This is a genomic window from Alterluteimonas muca (assembly GCF_021191595.1).
In the GTDB taxonomy this organism is placed as follows: domain Bacteria; phylum Pseudomonadota; class Gammaproteobacteria; order Xanthomonadales; family Xanthomonadaceae; genus Luteimonas; species Luteimonas muca.
Map to the genome: position 1 here is coordinate 15,922 of NZ_JAIWPS010000011.1, position 17,892 is coordinate 33,813.

A 17,892-nucleotide genomic window follows, 5' to 3' on the forward strand; every position below is an offset into this window, starting at 1 on the left:
CCGTTCCCAATGCACGGGCTTCTCAAGAGGTTCAGGACATGCGCTATTCCATCAATGTTTCCAAGGCGGCGCGCAGCGCGCTGCTTGCTATCGCCATTGCCGGTGCGCTCAGCGCCTGCGGCACACGCCACATCAGCCGTGACATCTCGCCCGAGGGTGTCGCTGGTGAGGTGGTGTTCCCCGACCCGGCCCGCGCCGTGCTGGCAGAAGGCACCTTCCCCAACGTCGCCGACCTGCGCAGCATCGGTCCTGGTGTGACCAAGGATCAGCTCTATCAGGCACTGGGTCGGCCGCACTTCCGCGAAGGTCTGGTCGGCGTGCGCGAGTGGGATTACCTGCTCCACTTCCGCACGCCCGAGGGCGTAGTGACCTGCCAGTACAAGGTGATCTTTGACCGCGATTACCGCGGCCAAAGCTTCCACTGGAGCCCGGCGTCGTGTGCGGATCTGCTGGCCGACACCGCGCGCACGGACACCACCAAGCCTGGCGTGCGTCGCGTGAACCTGTCAGCCGATGCGTTGTTCGCATTTGCGCGCCACGAGGCCGGTGACATCCTGCCCCGCGGCAAAGAGCTGCTGACCCAGCTGGCATCGGACATCCGCGAGGCGGGCCCGTCGCTCGTCACCGTGATCGGGCACACGGACCGCATCGGCAGCGCCGACGCGAACCAGCTGTTGTCGCAGCGTCGCGCGGACACCATCCGTGCATTGCTTGTGTCCAACGGCGTACCTGCAGACTCGATCATTGCTGTCGGCAAGGGCAAGGCCGAACCGGTCACCACCAGCTGCACCGATGCGCTCGCGCGTCCGGCGCTGGTCGAGTGCCTCACGTCCGATCGCCGGGTCGAAGTGGAAGTGCGCGGCGTCGCCGCGCGCTGAAAGCTGCACAACGCCCGGTCGGTTTGAGCGCCGGCCGGGCGTGTGGAATCGCGGTCAATCCGCGTCCAGCACCGTTTCCAGTACGGCATCGCCATAGCGTTCCAGCTTGCCGGCACCGACGCCGCCGATGCCGCCGAGTTGGCCATGGCTGATCGGGCGCAGGCGTGCGATCTCGCGCAACGTCGCGTCGTGGAAGATCACGTAAGCGGGCACGTTCTGCTCGCGCGCAAGACGCCCGCGTAGCGCGCGTAGCGATTCGAACAGCGGCTGGTCGGCCGGTGCCAGGTCGATGTCCGCGCCGGTCGCGGCGCGCGTGGTGCGTACGCGTTCCTTCGTGTTCGTCGGCTTGCGCAGCATCACCTGCGTCTCGCCCTTGAGCACGCCGCGGCTGGCTTCGGTCAACCGCAGGCCACCGTAGCCTTCGGCGTCGACGTCGAGCAGGCCCTGCGCGACGAGCTGGCGCAGCACGCTTTTCCACACGCGCGCATCGACGTCAGTGCCGACGCCGTAGGTGCTCAGCTGGTCGTGGCCGAACTGGCGGATGCGTTCGCTCTCGCTGCCGCGCAGGATGTCGATGATGTGCGCGGCGCCGAACCGCTGGCCGCTGCGATACACGCAGCTGAGCGCCTTCTGCGCGGGCACGGTGGCATCCCACGCGGCCGGCGGGTCGAGGCAGTTGTCGCAATTGCCGCAGGGCTGGCCCGCGCCCTTGGCCGCGTAGTCCTCGCCGAAGTTCGCCAGCAGCACCTGACGGCGGCAGCGCATCGTTTCGCAGTAGCCGACCAGTGAATCGAGTTTCCGGTGTTCGAGCCGCTTGCGTTCGTCGCCGGATTCGGACTGCTCGATCATCTGCCGCAGCAGCACCAGGTCGCCCAGGCCGTAGCACATCCAGGCATCGGCGGCCTCGCCATCGCGGCCTGCGCGGCCGGTTTCCTGGTAATAGCCCTCGATCGATTTCGGCAGGTCGGTGTGGGCGACGAAGCGCACGTCCGGTTTGTCGATGCCCATGCCGAACGCGATCGTGGCCACCATCACCACGCCGTCCTCGCGCAGGAAGCGCCGCTGGTGGGTGGCACGCAGGCGGGCGTCGAGGCCGGCGTGGTAGGGCAGGGCGTCGACACCCTGCGCCACCAGCCATTCCGCAGTCTCCTCGACCTTGCGCCGCGACATGCAGTAGACGATGCCGGCACTGCCGCGATGCGCCTGCAGGAAGTCCAGCAGCTGGCGGCGGGCATCGTCCTTCTGCACGACGTGGTAGCGGATGTTGGGGCGGTCGAACGAACTGACGAAGCGGCGCGCGTCCTCCAGCTGCAGGCGCTCGGCGATCTCGCGCTGGGTCGGCGGATCGGCGGTGGCGGTCAGCGCGATGCGCGGCACCTCCGGCCAGCGCTCGTGGAGGATCGTGAGCTCGCGGTATTCGGGGCGGAAATCGTGGCCCCACTGCGAGACGCAATGCGCCTCGTCGATCGCGAACAGCGCGATCTGTGCACGCTCCAGCAGTGACAGAAAGCGACCCGTCAGCAACCGCTCGGGCGCGACGTAGAGCAGGTCCAGCCCGCCTTCGCGCAACTGCTGTTCCACCGCCTGCGCCGCGGCGGCATCGAGGGTGGAATTGAGGTAGGCCGCGCGCACGCCGAGCTGGCGCAGCGCTTCGACCTGGTCCTGCATCAGCGCGATCAGCGGCGAAATGACAATGGCGCAGCCGTCGCGCAGCAGCGCCGGCACCTGGTAGCACAACGACTTGCCGCCGCCGGTGGGCATCAGCACCAGGGCGTCATTGCCCGACGCTACATGGTCGACGATGGACGCCTGTTCGCCGCGGAAGGCGGCATGGCCGAAGACGTTCTGCAGTACTGCGTGGGCGGTGCGCGACATCGGCACAGGATACCGTGCGGATCCCGTGAGCCGCGGTCAGGAGGTCCGGTGTCGGGTCCGGACGCGGCGACAAGTGGATGGGCGTGGATCCGTCGCCCGACGGCGAAGCCGGACCGCACCTGCTGGTCGTACGCCAGCTGCCCGCCGCGGCCCCAGGGGGATGCCCAGCCGGATATCTCCGCGTCCGGCTCCCACATCCGGCCGCCGGCCATCCATGGCCGGCTCTGGACATCCCCCCTGCGGCCGCGGCGGGCCCCGAACCGTCGTCGCGTTTCCGGAAGAGATCAACGGCGAGAACCAGGGCCTCGTGGCGGCGACTTTCGGCCTGCCGCCTCTACCACCATTGCGCCATTGCCGCCGCTGCCGGCGTTGAGGCCGTGTCGTACCTGCCGACCGCCAAGCGGAACTGCCGAACGCGTGAGGCGGGCATCTCAGCGGCAGGCGACGCCTGCACCACCACTGTTGATTCCCGTGCCGGAGCCGGCGGATGCCCGGGCCCGTCGCGTGCACCGGCGGGTGTGCGGACAGCCGGCCAATGGAGGGCCGGCGCCGGCCGTGGTCGCTGGACGTGGACTCCGGCCGGGGGGAGCACACCCGCCAAGGCGCGCGGCGGGCGGCGCGAAGCAACAACGGAGCAACTCACGGACGCACGGACAGGCCGCCTGTCTGCCATCACGCCGGAGCCGTGAGAAGCATCTTCCTAACGGGTCACTGCAGCAGCGAGCGCAGCATCCAGGCGTACTTCTCGTGGGTCTGCAGACGCTGGGTCAGCAGGTCCTCGGTCGGGTCGTCGTCGCCGTCGTCTGCAATCTCGAGCGCCACGCGCGCGCTGCGGCAGACGGCCTCGTTGCCCTCCACCAGCTGGCGCACCATTTCTCGCCAGTCCGCGGCCTTCTCGAGGCCGGGCTCTTCCTTGATCGAGGTCAGCTCGATGAATTCCGCGTACGAGCCCGGGGCGTTGTAGCCCAGCGCGCGGATGCGTTCGGCGACGTCGTCGAGTGCGTTCCACTGCTCGGTGTACTGCTCCTCGAACATGTTGTGCAGGGCGTTGAACATCGGCCCGGTCACGTTCCAGTGGAAGTTGTGGGTCTTGAGGTACAGCGTGTAGGCATCGGCAAGGAACACCGACAGCGCTTGGGCGATCTTCCGGCGATCCTCCTCGGGAATACCGATGTCGATGGCGGGCGCGCGCGATTGCGGCTCCGGCGATGCGGTGGTCTGCACCGAGGCATGGGTGGATGCGTCAGGGCTGGGGTTCTGTTCACTGGCCATTTCAAGCTCCATTGGGTGGATGCGGCGACAATACGGCAGCCGCCGTGGCCGATGTGTGACCTGGAAGACCCGCTTGCAAGCACCGAAGAAACCCCGCCGTCCGCGTGCAGCCGGGCGCCCCGATCCAGCGCTGCAGGCGGCCCGCGCTGCGATCGACAGCGGCCTGTCGAGCGATCGCGGGCGGCTGCACGGCCTGTGGTCGCGCTGGCGGGCACGGGCGGACGATGCCGCCGCGCAGCAGGCGTTCGAACAGGCGCTGGCGGCTTCGGTCGCCACCCGCGAGACGCGCGCCGCGGCGCTGCCGCGGGCCGACGTCGACCCGTCGCTGCCGATCGCCAGCGAGGCCGGGCGCATCGTCGAGCTGATCCGCAACCACCAGGTGGTGGTGATCGCCGGTGAGACCGGGTCGGGCAAGACCACCCAGCTGCCCAAACTGTGCCTGCAGGCCGGGCGCGGCGCCGCCGGCATGATCGGCTGCACCCAGCCGCGGCGCATCGCCGCGCGTGCGGTGGCGCGCCGGGTGGCGGAGGAGCTGAAGGTGCCGCTGGGCGGCGCGGTCGGTTTCCAGGTTCGCTTCAACGACCAGGTCGGCGAACGCACCGCGGTGAAGTTCATGACCGACGGCATCCTGCTGGCCGAGATCGCCTCGGACCGCTGGCTGTCCGCGTACGACACGATCATCGTCGACGAGGCCCACGAACGCAGCCTCAATATCGACTTCCTGCTGGGCTACCTGAAGCAGCTGCTCGAGCGCCGCCGCGACCTCAAGGTGATCGTCACCTCGGCCACCATCGACACCGAACGCTTCTCGAAGCACTTCGGTGACGCGCCGGTGGTGAGCGTGGAAGGGCGTGGCTATCCGGTGGAGGTCCGCTGGCGGCCGCTGGGCGAGGGTGCGGAGGTCCCGGTCGAGCCGGTTGCCGCGCCCGCCGGCCGCCGCCCGCGCAACGACGACGGCGCCGACATCATCTCCGTGCTCGATGGCATCGTCGCCGCCTGCGACGAGATCATGCGCGAGTCGCGCGGGCCGGGCGGCATCGGCGACGTGCTGGTGTTCCTGCCCGGCGAACGCGAGATCCGCGATGCCCACCAGGCCCTGGAGCGCCGCAAGTATCGCCATACCGAGGTGCTGCCGCTGTACGCCCGGCTGTCCACCCGCGACCAGGACCGGGTGTTCAACCCGGGGCCGCTGCGGCGCATCGTGCTGGCGACCAACGTGGCGGAGACCTCGCTGACGGTGCCGCGCATCCACTACGTGGTCGATCCCGGTTTCGCCCGGGTCAAGCGCTACAGCCCGCGGCAGAAGCTCGACCGCCTGCATATCGAGCCGGTTTCGCAGGCCGCCGCCGACCAGCGCAAGGGCCGCTGCGGGCGCATTGCGCCGGGTACCTGCGTGCGGCTGTATTCGGAAGCCGACTTCGTCTCGCGCGCGCACTACACCGATCCGGAGATCCGCCGCGCCGCGCTGGCCGGGGTGATCCTGCGCATGCTGTGGCTGGGCCTGGGCGATATCGAGACCTTCCCCTTCCTCGAAGCGCCGGACCCGCGCGCGGTGGCCGACGGCTGGCAGCAGCTGACTGAACTGGGCGCGGTGGATGGCGAGCGTCGGCTCACGTCGACCGGCCGCACCATGGCGCGGCTGCCGGTCGACGTGAAACTCGCGCGCATGCTGGTGGCCGCGCAGGCGCATGGCTGCCTCGAACCGATGCTGGCGATCGCCGCCTTCCTCGGCATCCAGGATCCGCGCGAGCGCCCGGCTGACCAGCGCGCGGCGGCCGACAATGCGCATGCGCTGTTCGCCGACCCGCGTTCGGAGTTCGTCGGGATCCTGAAACTGTGGGAAGCCTATCGCGGCGCCCACGAGGAACTCACCCAGTCGCAGTTGCGGCGCTGGGCGGAGAAGCACTTCCTGGGTTTCCTGCGCCTGCGCGAATGGCGCGAGCTGCATCGCCAGCTGAAGCTGCAGTGCGCCGATATCGGCTGGGCGGTGGAGCAGGGGCGCGCTCCGTTGCGTGAGCGCGCGGCCGGCGAGGATCCGGCGCCTGTCGTCGATGCGCGTGGCTACGCAGCCCTGCATCGCGCGCTGCTGGCGGGCCTGCCGACCCAGCTCGGCCATCGCGGCGATCGCGGCCAGTACGAAGGCCCGCGCGGGCGCCGCTTCCAGCTGTTTCCGGGATCCACGCTTGCGCGCAAGCCGCCGCCGTGGGTGCTGTCGGCGACGCTGCTCGATACCGAAAAGGTGTGGGCGCTGACCAATGCCACCATCGAGCCGGACTGGGCGATCGCCGAACTGCCGCACCTGCTGGCGCGTCGCCACCACGATCCGCACTGGTCGCGTGCGCAGGGGCGGGTGATCGGCAGCGAGCAGGTCAGCCTGTTCGGATTGGTGTTGGCGCCGAAGCGGCCGGTCGACTACGGGCGCCTGTACCCCGACGAGGCGCGCGCGATGTTCCTGCGCGACGGCCTCGTCACCGGCGAGATCAACCTGCGCGCGCCGTTTCTTGCCCGCAACCTGGCCACGCTGGCGCAGGCGCGCGAGGAGGAGGCCAAGCAGCGCCGTGTGGGGATCGTTGTCGACGAATCGTGGATGCAGCAGTGGTACCACGACCGCATTCCGGCCGGCATCGTCGATGCGCGTTCGCTGGAGGCGTGGTGGAAGAGAGCGTCGCCCGCCGAGCGCGATGCGCTTGCGTGGACGCGCGACGACCTGCTGGTCGCCGACGAGACCGATGCCGACCGCTTCCCCAAGGTGCTGCCGGTTGGCAACGCACGCCTGGAGGTGAGCTACCGCTTCGAACCCGGCGCGGTGGACGACGGCATGACCGTGCGCGTGCCGCTGCACCTGTTGAACGCACTCGATCCCGCGCGGCTGTCGTGGCTTGCACCCGGCTTCGTCGAGGACCGTGCGGCGGCACTGATCCGCGGGCTGCCCAAGGCCCTGCGCCGCAACTTCGTGCCGGTTCCGGACTTCGCCCGCGCCTTCGCCGAAGCCCATCGCCAGCCCGGGGCCGATGCGTTCACCGGGGTGCTGGCGCGCTTCCTCAAGCGCCTGACCGGCGTGGACGTGGCCGCCACCGACTTCAACGAGGACGCGCTGGAGCCGCACCTGCGCATGAACCTGCGGTTGCTCGCACGCGACGGCCGCCAGGTGCTGGCGGAATCGCGCGACCTCGCAGCGCTGCGTGCGCGCTTCGGCGCCGACGCCGACGCGGCATTCGCCGAGCGCGCGGCGGAGGGGCTCGCGCAGACCGGGTTGACCACGTTCCCGGATACGCCGGTGCCGCTGTCGGTACCCGGGGCCGGTGGCATCACCGCATATCCCGCGCTCGACGATGCCGGCGACAGCGCGCGGCTGGCGGTGTACGCCGATGCCGCGGAGGCCGCGCGCCGGCACCCGGGCGGCGTGCGCCGGCTGCTGCGTATCGCGCTGGACGCGAAGCTGCGACAGGCGCGCAAGCAGCTCACCGCGAAGCCGAAGACCGCGCTGCTGTATGCCGCGATCGAGGCCGCGGCACCGCGCGCGGTGCGCCCGGAAGGTGGCGACCCGCTGCGCGACGACCTGGTCGAGGGCGCGTTCACCGCGCTCGCCGCCGATGGCCTGGATACGATCCGCGACGCCGCGGCCTTTGCCGCGCGCCGCGACGCGGTCGGGCGGGACCTGTTCGGCGAGGCGATGCGCCGGCTGCAGCTGGCCGAGCGCGTGCTCGACAGCATCGCCGACATCCGCGGCAGCCTCGAGGGCGGGCTGATGGGCTGGGCACGCGCCAACCTCGACGACATGCGCGCGCATCTCGACAGCCTGGCGCCGCCGGGCTTCCTGTCGACCACGCCGGATGCCCTGCTCGACCAGATGCCACGTTACCTGCAGGCGCTGTCGCTGCGTGCCGAACGCGCGCTGCGCGATCCGTTGCGCGACCAGCAGCGCATGCTCGAACTCAAGCCCTTTGTCGATGCGCTGGTCGAGGCCGAAGCCGATGGCATTGCGTCCGATCCGGAATGGCGCGCGTTCCGCCAGGACCTCGAGGAACTGCGGGTGTCACTGCATGCGCAGGAACTCGGCGCACGCGGCGGCGTCTCGCCCAAGAAGCTGGCGAGGCGCCTGGAGGCATTGCAGGGCTGAGAACCCGCCCTGCCGCGCCGGATGAGAGCGCCGACGGAGGAACCGGGCTTCGGCGACCGCTATTCCACCCGCTGCACGCGCGCGGTGGTGTTGTAGCCGTCCACCTGCATCCACCAGCCACCGATCGCACCGGGGCGGATGCGCACGCCGATGTCCTGCCGGCGTACGCCGGCCAGGCTGGCACTGTCGGTCTGTTCCCAGACCTGGCCATTGGCCAGGGTGTAGCGGCGGCCCTTGCCGAAGCCGCGGAACTCGCCGGCGATCGTGCTCTGGATGGGCTCCTCGGAACCGAAGTGGAAGAAGCCGCGGTTCTTCGTCACCACTTCCTGGCGGCCCTCCTCGCGCGCCTGCTCGACCGCGGCCGCGGTCTGCTCGCCAACGCGGCGTTCCAGCCAGCGGTTGAGCGCGGCAAGCTCGTCGGCACTGAGCTTGTCGAGGCCGGCGGCGCGGAACTCGCTGGCGGTCATCTGTTCCTGCAGCGGCGGTGCCTGCTGCGCCAGGGTCATGCCGCTGGCCAGCAGGGCGGCGGTCAGCAGGGCCGGACGGAAAACGCTGCGCATGGTCTGTTCCTCGGGGCAGGTGGCGGCTAGTGTAGAGCGCCCACCCGAGTCGTGATGCCGTGTCGGCCGTCGACGCCAGCGCCGCAACCCTGTTGTCGCTGCCCGCCACCGCGGCGTTGACGCCTGCCCTGCGCGCGGTGGTGGAGGCGGCGCTGCGCGACGCCTCCGGCGCCCGGGTGGCACCCGCCGAGCCCTGGCCGGTGCTGGCCGATACCCTGCAATCGCTGGCAACCCTCAATGCCGATGCCGATGTCATCGCCGCGGCGATCCTGCACGTGCTGCCGGAGCCGCCGCCCGATGCCGCGACACGGCTGGCGCAGGCGCATCCGCGCGTCGCCGCGCTGCTCGATGGCCAGCGTGCCGCGCGTCAGGTGTGGGCGCTGCATGCCGAGCGCGTCGGTCGCGGCGGGCAGGAGGGCCTGCGCCGGCTGCTGCTGGCGATCGTGCGCGACCTGCGGGTGGTGCCGATCCTGCTCGCGCGGCAGCTCGCCCATCTGCGGGCAGTGTCGCAGCGGCCCGAGGAGGAGCGCGTCGCGCTTGCGCGGCTGACCCGCGACATCCATGCACCGCTCGCCAACCGCCTCGGCATCTGGCAGCTGAAATGGGAGCTCGAGGACCTCGCGTTCCGCCACCTCGACCCCGACACCTATCGCCGCATCGCCGGCCTGCTCGACGACAAGCGTTCCGGGCGCGAGCGCTATATCGACGAGGTGACGCGCACCCTGCGCGAAGCACTCGCCGCGCAGGGGCTGCATGCGGACGTCGCCGGCCGCCCCAAGCACATCTACAGCATCTGGAAGAAGATGCAGCGCAAGGGCGTGCCGATCGGCGAGCTCTACGACCTGCGTGCGGTGCGCGTGCTGGTGGACGATGTCGGTGCCTGCTACGCCGCGCTGGGCATCGTGCATGCGCTGTGGACGCCGATCCCGAGCGAGTTCGACGACTACATCGCGCGCCCGAAGCGCAACGACTACCGCTCGCTGCACACGGCGGTGGTGGGGCCGGAAGGCAAGACGCTGGAGGTGCAGATCCGCACCTTCGAGATGCACGAGCAGGCCGAACTCGGCGTGGCCGCGCACTGGCGTTACAAGGAAGGCGGCGTCGGCGATGCCGCGCTCGAACGCAAGATCGAATGGATGCGGCGCCTGCTGGAATCGCACCAGGACGGCGGCGACGAGGGCGGGCTGGCGGGCGCGCTCGACACCGAGCTGGTCGAGGACCGCATCTACACGCTGACGCCGATGGGCGAGGTCATCGACCTGCCGCGCGGTGCCACGCCACTCGACTTCGCCTACCACGTGCACACGATGGTAGGCCACCGCTGCCGCGGCGCCAAGGTCAACGGCCGCATCGTCCCGCTCGACCACCGGTTGCACAGTGGCGACCGCGTCGAGGTGCTGACCGGCAAGACCGCGGAACCGCGTCGCGACTGGCTGCACGCCGCCAACGGCTATCTCGCCAGCGGCCGTTCGCGCGACAAGGTGCGCGCCTGGTTCCGCGCGCTCGACCGCGAGCGCAACGTGCAGGCCGGCCGCGAGCTGCTCGATCGCGAGCTCAAGCGCCTTGGCCTGCACCATGCCGATCCCGCGCCGGCGCTGAGGCGCTTCCATGCCGCCACCCTCGATGACCTGTACGTGCTGGTGGCGCTGGGCGATGTCGGCCCGCACCAGGTCGTTCGCGCGCTCGGCGAAGCCGAGGCCGAGGCGCGCAGGCCGGTCGACGAGACCACCAACCTCGCGCGCACGCCACCGCGCCGGCTGCCGAAGGGCAGTTCCGAGTTCAGCGTGGTCGGTGTCGACAACCTGCTGGTGCAGATCGCGCGTTGCTGCCGGCCGTTGCCGGGCGAGCCGATCACCGGGTACCTCACCCGCAGCCGCGGCATCAGCGTGCATCGCGCCGAGTGCGCGGCGCTGCAGCGCATGGCCGCGCGCGACCCGCAGCGGGTGCTGCCGGTGGAGTGGGGCCGCGCCGGTGGCGTGCACGAGGCCGAGGCGGTGGTGGAAGGCGTGGACCGCCGCCATCTGCTCAAGGACCTGACCAACCTGATCGCGCAGGAAGACGCCCACGTGCTGTCGATCCACAGCGAGGATGGCGGCGGCGTCGGCCGCGTGCGCCTGCGCCTGCAGCTGCGGGTGCAGGACCACGGCCAGTTCGCGCGCCTGCTCGGGCGGATGGAGGCGCTGCCGGGCATCGAACGCGCCCGCCGCGGCTGACGCCGCGCACATCCGCGGAGTCGCCCGGCGCGATCGGTAGCGGCCATGCGCGGCTGACGTCGCGTTCATGGTTTGCACCTATGCTGCCGCGGTGATCCGTCGCCCCTCCGCATCCAGAGCCGACACCTCCGGAACGCCAGCGCGCAACCCGACCCGGGCGCTCAGGCGTCTGGAGGCGCGCGTGCGCATGGCGCTGTGGGTGGCGCAGCGCGACTGGCGCAGCTGGTGGCCGATGGCGGCCGCGACGATCGGCGTGGCACTGATCCTGCTGCTGGTGGTGCGCCAGCCGCTGGCCGACTGGCTGTGGCCGGACACCCGGGCGCAGGCGTTGCGCGAGGAAGCGGCGGTCGCGCTTGCGGCCGGCCATCTGAGCGCCGACGACGGCAGCGGCGCGCGCGAACTCTACGAGGCCGCGCTGGCGATGGATCCGGACCGGCCCGAGGCCCGCGACGGCCTGTCGCAGGTGGCACGCACCGCGCTCGCCCAGGCGCGCTCGGCACTCGACGACGACCGTTTCGATGACGCGCGTGCAGCCATCGCGCTGGCCCGGGAACTGGCCGCGCCGCGCGCGGCGGTCGATGCGGTGGATGCCGCGTTGCGCGAGCGCCTGGCCGCGCAGGCCGGCCTCGACGACCTGCGTGCCCGCGCCGATGACGCCTATGCGCGCGGCGACTTCCATGGCAGCGGGAACTCCGCGCTGCCTCTGTACCGGCGCATCCTCGGCCTGCGGCCCGACGATGCCGACGCTTTGCGCGGCCGCGAGGACGCACTCGGCGACGTTCTGCAGCAGGCGCGCGACGACCTGCGCCAGGGCCGCTATGCCGCGGCCGCACGCGCGGTGGCCATTGCCCGGGAATTCGACCCCGGCCACATCGACCTGCCCGACACCCAGGCGCGCCTTGGCGAGGAGCGCGACGCGCTGTTGCGCCGCGCGCAGGAGGATCTCGATGGCGGTCGGCTGGAACAGGCGGAGGCCCGCTATCGCGAACTGCTCGAAACGGATCCGGATGCCGCGGAGCCGCTGGCCGGCATGGAGCAGCTTGCGCTGGCGCATGCGCGTCGCGCCGAGCGCGCGGCCGCGGATTTCCGCTTCGCCGATGCCGATGCTGCGCTGGCCGAGGCGGCGCGCCTGGCGCCCGGTGGCAGCGGCACAGCGGCGGTCGACGCCGCCGTGCGCCATGTCGAGCGTGCGCGGCTGTCGCATGCGCAGTTGCGCCCGGCGGGCAGCCCGGCGCAGCGGCGCGAGCGCCTGCGCGTGCTGCTGGCGCAGGTGGACGCCGCCGAACAGCGCGGCGACCTGCTGACCCCACCGGGGGAGAGCGCCTACGACCGCCTGCGCGCGGCCCGCGCGATCGCCCCCGACGACCGCGAGGTGCGGCAGGCCGCGGCCCGCCTGTTGCCGGCCGCCGTCGGCTGCTTCGACCGCGAACTGCGCGCCAACAGCCTGGCACGCGCACGCGCCTGCCTGGATGCACGCACCGCGCTGTCGGAGGACGAGGCCACGCTGGGCCCGGCCCGACGCCGCCTCGCCCAGCGCTGGCTGGCGGTCGGCGACGAGCGCCTGGGCGCCGGCGAACTCGCCGCCGCGCGTGCCGCCCACGACGCCGCCCGCGACCTCGATCCCGCGGTCCCGGAACTGGCGGCCTTCGGCGAGCGCCTGCGTGCGGCCGGCTCGGCGGTGGACCCGGGCTGAGGCGCGGGGTCAGTCGGCCGCGAGGAACAGCCGGCGCACCGTCTCGCGTGCGGCATCGACGGAGAAGTGCCGCTCCACATTCGCGCGCCCGCCGGCTGCCAGGCGTGACCAGGCGTCGGCATCCTCGTGTGCACGCAGCACCGCCTGGGCGAAGGCGTCGGCATCGTCGGCCAGCAGCACGTCCTGGCCGTCGTGCAGGTGCATGCCCTCGGCCGCCACCGTGGTCGCGACCACCGGCTGTCCATGGGCCATGCTCAGATTGATCTTGCCCTTGACCCCGGCACCGAACCGCAACGGCGCCACCGCCACGCGGCAACCGTCCATCCACGGCGCGATGTCGGCCACGTGCCCATGCACCTGCACGCCGTCACGGCCGTGGTGGGCGCGGAGGTCATCGGGTGGGTCGCTGCCGATGCAGTGGAAGTCCAGCATGGGCGCCTGCGCGCGGATGCGCGGCCAGACCCCGGTGAGGAACCAGCGCATCGCATCCACGTTCGGGGGATGGTGGAAGCCACCGACGAACACCACGCCGTGGCGCTGCTCCCAGGCTGCCGTCCGGGCGCTGAGCCGGTGCAGGTTGGACAGCAGTTCCACCCGCGCGCCAGGCGCATCCGCAGCCAGCAGCTCGCGCTCGGCGGGGCTGACCACCAGGGTGGCATCGGCGGCGGCCACCACCGCCAGTTCCCGCGAGCGTGTGCGCCGCGCGATCGCCAGCATGGCTGCGTCACCGGCGAGCTCGGCGGCGCGGCGCTCGCGCAGGTAGTGCAGGTCGACGCTGTCGAACAGGACGCGCAGCCGCGGCGCATGCCGGCGCAGCAACGGCAGCAGCGGCGCGGCGACGAAGTGGCGGCTGAGCATGGCCACGTCGAAACGGGTGGTGTGGCGGCGCAGCCAGTGCGCGATGCCACCGGTCCACGGCTCCGACCAGGTTTCCACCCCCGTTGCCTGCAACTCGCGCGTGTAGCGGCCGGCATGGCGGCCATCGGCTGGCACGAAGGCGACATGGGCGCCTTCCTCGAGCAGCATCCGCATCAATGCGACCAGTCGCAGCGAGCCGGAGTCGTGGTCGGGCCGTGGCGTGGATTCGTCGACGATCAGGATGCGGCGCTGGCCGCGGTGCAGCGTCCCGGGGCCGGGCAGTTCATCGGCGGGTGGAAACGCTGCCAGTTCCTGTCTCCGGTGCAGCGCGAACACCTCGCGATTACGGGCCTGCGCGGCCTTCATGCCGGTCGACGGATCCGTGCCGGCACTGGTGCCCTCGTCGTGCAGCACCCGCGCGGCAGGCTGGTAGAGCACGCGATTGCCGGCCGCACGCACCGCGAACGCGAGGTCGGTGTCCTCGTAATATGCCGGTGCGTAGCGGGTGTCGAAGCCACCGACCGCGTCGAACAGCGTACGCCGGATCGCCAGTGCGGCACCGCTGACGTAATCGGCATCGCGCAGATAGGCATAGCGCGGGTCGTCGGGCGATTCGAAGCGGCCGTAGTTCCAGGCCTGGCCATCGCGGAACACCACGCCGCCGGCCTCCTGCAGCCTTCCGTCCGGATAGAGCAGCTGCGCACCGGCGATCCCTGCGCGCGGAACCTCATGCAGGGTCCACAGCAGCGCATCCAGCCAGCCCGGCTGCGGCACGGTATCGTTGTTGAGGAACACCAGGACCTCGCCGCGCGCCTGCGCGGCGCCGGTGTTGCAGGCGGCGATGAAACCGCCGTTGCGCTCATGGCGGAGATAGCGCAGGCCGGCGATGCGCGGCAGCACCGTGGCGGTGCCGTCGCTGCTGGCGTCATCGACGACGATGATCTCGATCGTGGTGCCGGGCGGCGCCGCGGCCAGTGCGTGCAGGCATTCCAGCGTGTGCCCGACATGGTTGTGGACCGGGATCACGATGCTGGCGACCGGGGCCGCGGCGGGTTCGGTGAACGTGGGCAGGGCGTCGTCCGTGGATCGCGGCGGGCGCCACAACGGCATCGCGTCGGCCGGTGCACGGCGCACCGCGCGCTGCAGGCGCAGCAGCACGCGCTGCCAGGTCTGCTGCCAGCCGCGGGTGCGCAGGCTGCTCCAGGCGCGACGGGAAAGACCGAGCGCCCGGGCAAGCCGGAACTGCGCGTCGGTCAGCGAGAACGGCATCCGGTGGAACTCCAGCTGACTGTGCAGGGAGCCTTCGCCCGGCGGGAAACCGTGCTGGGCTAGACTGCGGCCAGCCATTGTCGCATCCCCCATGAGCCTCGTTGCAGATGCCAAAACCCCAGGACTCGATGCGCCGCATCGACCGTGACGAGGATGATCACGACATTCCGGATTCGCCGCGCCGCACCTGGTCGCGACGTGCGCTCGTCTGGGCGCTGGCCCTGGTCGGGCTCGGGCTCGGGTTCCTCATCCCCTACACCGTGTACCTCAACCAGCAGGTCAGCCAGCGCTTTGGCGAACTGCGCTGGCAGGTGCCCACGCGCGTCTATGCGCGGCCGCTGCATCTCGCGCCCGGCATGGCGCTCGACGCGCAGACGCTGAAGCTGGAGCTGGAGTCGTCCGCCTACCGCGAAGGCGACGGGCGCAGCCCCGGAACCTGGTCGGTGGCGGAAAACGGGCGCTGGACGATCTCCAGCCGCGGCTTCCAGGACGTCGGTGGCGCGGTGCCCCCGCGCCGTATCGAGGTGTCGATGTCGGGCGGGCGGATCAGCCGCCTGCGCGAGGCCGGCGGCGACGCCGCGATCGACAGCGCCCGCCTCGATCCCGCGCGTATCGCCACGCTGTACGGCCAGCGCCAGGAGGAGCGCCGGCTGGTGCGGGTGGAGGACGTGCCGGTGCTGGTCACCGACGCGCTGCAGGCGGTCGAGGACGAGGACTTCGCCCACCACCACGGCATCGACCTCGGCGGCATGCTGCGCGCGGCATGGGTGAACGTGCGCGCCGGCGAGGCGCGCCAGGGCGGCAGCACGCTGACCCAGCAGCTCGCGCGCTCCGGGCTGCTCGGCATCGGCCGCGAGCAGACCTACACGCGCAAGTTCAACGAAATCCTCTACGCGATGCTGATCGAGGCCCGCTACGACAAGGGCACGATCCTCGAGGCCTACCTCAACCAGGTCTATCTTGGCCAGCGCGGTGCGCAGGCGATCCACGGCGTCGCCGCCGGTTCGGAGTTCTGGTTCGGGCGCCGGCTCGAGGACCTGGCCACCGAGCACGTCGCGCTGCTGGTCGGCATCATCCGCGGGCCCTCGTACTACGATCCGCGCCGGCATCCGGAACGCGCGAAGCAACGCCGCGACTTCGCGCTCGGGAAGATGCACGCGAACGGGCTGATCGACGCGGCCGAGTACAGGCGGGCACTGGCGGCGCCGCTGGGCATCAGCTCCACGCCCGGCACGCTGGCCGCCAACCGCTTCCCCGCCTATGTCGATCTCGTGCGCCGGCAGTTGGCCATGGACTATCCGGCCGAGGTGCTGCAGGGCGCGGGCCTCACCGTGATGACGGCGATGTCGCCGGCCGCCCAGGGCTATGCCGAGGGCGCCGTGCGGCGCACGATCGAGGCACTCAGCAATGACAAGCGCCCGGAACTGCAGGCCGGCCTGGTGGTCACCGATTCGCATAGTGGCGAAGTGATCGCGGTGGTCGGCGGTGCGAATCCCACCGAGCACGGCTTCAACCGCGCGATCGAGGCCAAGCGGCCGGTGGGCTCGCTGCTCAAGCCCTTCGTCTACCTGCTGGCGCTGACCCGCCCCAACGAGTTCTCGCTGGCCACCTGGGTCAACGATGCCCCGGTGGACCTGGTGCTGCCCAACGGAAAGCGCTGGAATCCGGCCAATTCCGATCGTCGTAGCCATGGCAGCGTGCGGCTGATGGACGCGCTGGCGCGATCCTACAACCAGGCCACGGTGCGGGTGGGCATGGAAGTCGGCCCGCGGGCACTGGCCGACCTGCTGCACAACCTGGCGACCATTCGCGCCGAGCCGAACCCCTCGCTGATCCTCGGCGCGGTCGACGAAAGTCCGTATGCGATGGCGCAGCTCTACCAGTTCCTGGCGTCAGGCGGCGAGAAGCAGACCCTGCGCATGGTGCGCGGCGTGCTCGACAGCGAAGGCCGCGTGCAACGCCGCTACGACGGCCCGCAACCCGAGGCCTATCCGCAGGATTCGCAGTACGTGCGGCTGGTCACCCTGGCGCTGCAGCATGCGGTGACCTCCGGCACCGGCCGCCAGTTGATCGCCGACGGGCTTGCCCGCCTGCAGCCGGCCGGCAAGACCGGCACCACCAACGATGGCCGTGACAGCTGGTTCGCCGGCTGGACCGGCGACCACCTCGCGGTGGTATGGGTCGGCAACGACCAGAACGAGGCGACCGGTCTGTACGGCACCACCGGTGCGATGCGCGTGTGGTCGGACCTGTTCCGGCGCCTGCCCAGCGCGCCGCTGGAAGTCGCCGACGAGGGGCTGTCCTGGCACTGGATCGCGCAGGGCGGGTCCACCGACCCGGACTGCCCGGACGCGCGGCGTTTCGCGTTCCTGGAAGGGTACGAGCCGGCCTACCAGCCCTGTTACGCCAGCTATCCCGCACCGTACGCCGCGGACGGCCAGCCGCTCACGCAGCCGGGGGAGCCGGCGTACACGGATGAGCCCGCGCCGCAGGAAAGCGGCTGGCGGCGCTTCTTCGGCCGCGGCCGGCAGGATGCCGCGCGCGAGCCTGCGGCACCCGCAGCACCTCCGCCGCCACCCGAACCCGCCTATTCCGGAGAGCAGCTGCCATGACGCCGAACCCTGTGCGGCGCACGCGTCGCGGAGCCCTGGCCGTGCTGTGCCTGGTGCTTGGCGCCTGTGCCACCGCACCGGAGCCGGCGCCCGTGGTGGTGGCATTGACCGACGCCTCGCCGCAGCAGATGGTCGCCTCGATCCGCGAGGCTGCCGGCGACGGCGAGGGCGAACTTGCGGTGCAGCCTCTGCGCGATGGCCGCATCGAGGACCTGCGCGAACGTGCCGCGCGCGAGGAGGCCGCCGGCGATTACGTGGCGGCGACCGCCACTGTCGACGCCGCGCTGGAGATCGTGCCGACGGATCCGGCGCTGCTGCAGCAGCGCGCCGAGCTCGCCCTGCTGCTGGGCCAGTTCGACGACGCCGAGCGCCTGTCGCAGCGCGCGTATGCGCTCGGCCCCCAGGTCGGACCGGCCTGCCGGCGCCACTGGGCCACGCTCGAGCAGGTGCGCCTGCTGCAGGGCGACGGGGATGGCGCCGCCGAGGCCCGTGCGCAGATCGGGGGCTGTCGGGTCGGCGTGCTCGACCGCTTCTGAACGTGA

The 17,892-nt window shown here is 71.4% G+C and carries 9 protein-coding genes and 1 pseudogene; 6 read left to right on the forward strand and 4 right to left on the reverse strand.

The window, feature by feature from the left end:
- Positions 1 to 38 precede the first annotated feature (38 nt).
- Complete coding sequence (locus LDO11_RS12455) at positions 39 to 878, forward strand: OmpA family protein (RefSeq protein ID WP_232141830.1); 840 nt, start codon at positions 39 to 41, stop codon at positions 876 to 878.
- Between the two features lie 54 nt (positions 879 to 932).
- Here the strand turns inward: LDO11_RS12455 and recQ are convergent, their stop codons facing one another.
- Positions 933 to 2,753 (reverse strand): DNA helicase RecQ, encoded by a 1,821-nt coding sequence (gene recQ / locus LDO11_RS12460; protein ID WP_232141831.1) that lies wholly within the window; start codon positions 2,751 to 2,753, stop codon positions 933 to 935.
- 708 nt (positions 2,754 to 3,461) lie between these two features.
- Positions 3,462 to 3,941, reverse strand: a pseudogene (locus LDO11_RS12465) (Dps family protein); the annotation flags it as partial.
- 157 nt (positions 3,942 to 4,098) lie between these two features.
- Here LDO11_RS12465 and hrpA point away from each other — a divergent pair.
- Complete coding sequence (gene hrpA / locus LDO11_RS12470) at positions 4,099 to 8,145, forward strand: ATP-dependent RNA helicase HrpA (RefSeq protein ID WP_435574644.1); 4,047 nt, start codon at positions 4,099 to 4,101, stop codon at positions 8,143 to 8,145.
- 59 nt (positions 8,146 to 8,204) lie between these two features.
- On the opposite strand, the gene LDO11_RS12475 is transcribed toward hrpA, so the two are convergent.
- Complete coding sequence (locus LDO11_RS12475; protein ID WP_232141833.1) at positions 8,205 to 8,705, reverse strand: hypothetical protein; 501 nt, start codon at positions 8,703 to 8,705, stop codon at positions 8,205 to 8,207.
- A 59-nt stretch (positions 8,706 to 8,764) separates the two neighbouring features.
- Between LDO11_RS12475 and LDO11_RS12480 the strand changes: the two genes are divergently transcribed.
- Together LDO11_RS12480 and LDO11_RS12485 are read left to right on the forward strand one after the other, a co-directional pair.
- Positions 8,765 to 10,918: a RelA/SpoT family protein gene (locus tag LDO11_RS12480; RefSeq protein ID WP_232141834.1), complete on the forward strand. Its 2,154-nt coding sequence runs from the start codon at positions 8,765 to 8,767 to the stop codon at positions 10,916 to 10,918.
- Positions 10,919 to 11,099: 181 nt separating this feature from the next.
- Positions 11,100 to 12,611 (forward strand): hypothetical protein, encoded by a 1,512-nt coding sequence (locus LDO11_RS12485; RefSeq protein WP_232141835.1) that lies wholly within the window; start codon positions 11,100 to 11,102, stop codon positions 12,609 to 12,611.
- Between the two features lie 9 nt (positions 12,612 to 12,620).
- On the opposite strand, the gene LDO11_RS12490 is transcribed toward LDO11_RS12485, so the two are convergent.
- Positions 12,621 to 14,738: a glycosyltransferase gene (locus LDO11_RS12490; protein WP_232141918.1), complete on the reverse strand. Its 2,118-nt coding sequence runs from the start codon at positions 14,736 to 14,738 to the stop codon at positions 12,621 to 12,623.
- Positions 14,739 to 14,845: 107 nt separating this feature from the next.
- On the opposite strand from LDO11_RS12490, the gene mrcB reads away from it, so the two are divergent.
- Both mrcB and LDO11_RS12500 read left to right on the forward strand, forming a co-directional pair.
- Positions 14,846 to 17,350: a penicillin-binding protein 1B gene (mrcB, locus tag LDO11_RS12495; RefSeq protein ID WP_232141836.1), complete on the forward strand. Its 2,505-nt coding sequence runs from the start codon at positions 14,846 to 14,848 to the stop codon at positions 17,348 to 17,350.
- Positions 17,347 to 17,886: a tetratricopeptide repeat protein gene (locus tag LDO11_RS12500; RefSeq protein ID WP_232141837.1), complete on the forward strand. Its 540-nt coding sequence runs from the start codon at positions 17,347 to 17,349 to the stop codon at positions 17,884 to 17,886. Before mrcB ends, LDO11_RS12500 begins: the two co-directional genes overlap by 4 nt.
- The last annotated feature ends 6 nt before the right edge of the window (positions 17,887 to 17,892 follow it).

Coding starts and splice junctions, on each gene's coding strand:
- mrcB (WP_232141836.1), top strand. CDS start 14,846: ATGCCAAAACCCCAGGACTCGATGCGCCGCATCGACCGTGACGAGGAT.
- LDO11_RS12455 (WP_232141830.1), top strand. CDS start 39: ATGCGCTATTCCATCAATGTTTCCAAGGCGGCGCGCAGCGCGCTGCTT.
- LDO11_RS12490 (WP_232141918.1), bottom strand. CDS start 14,738: ATGCCGTTCTCGCTGACCGACGCGCAGTTCCGGCTTGCCCGGGCGCTC.
- recQ (WP_232141831.1), bottom strand. CDS start 2,753: ATGTCGCGCACCGCCCACGCAGTACTGCAGAACGTCTTCGGCCATGCC.
- LDO11_RS12500 (WP_232141837.1), top strand. CDS start 17,347: ATGACGCCGAACCCTGTGCGGCGCACGCGTCGCGGAGCCCTGGCCGTG.
- LDO11_RS12475 (WP_232141833.1), bottom strand. CDS start 8,705: ATGCGCAGCGTTTTCCGTCCGGCCCTGCTGACCGCCGCCCTGCTGGCC.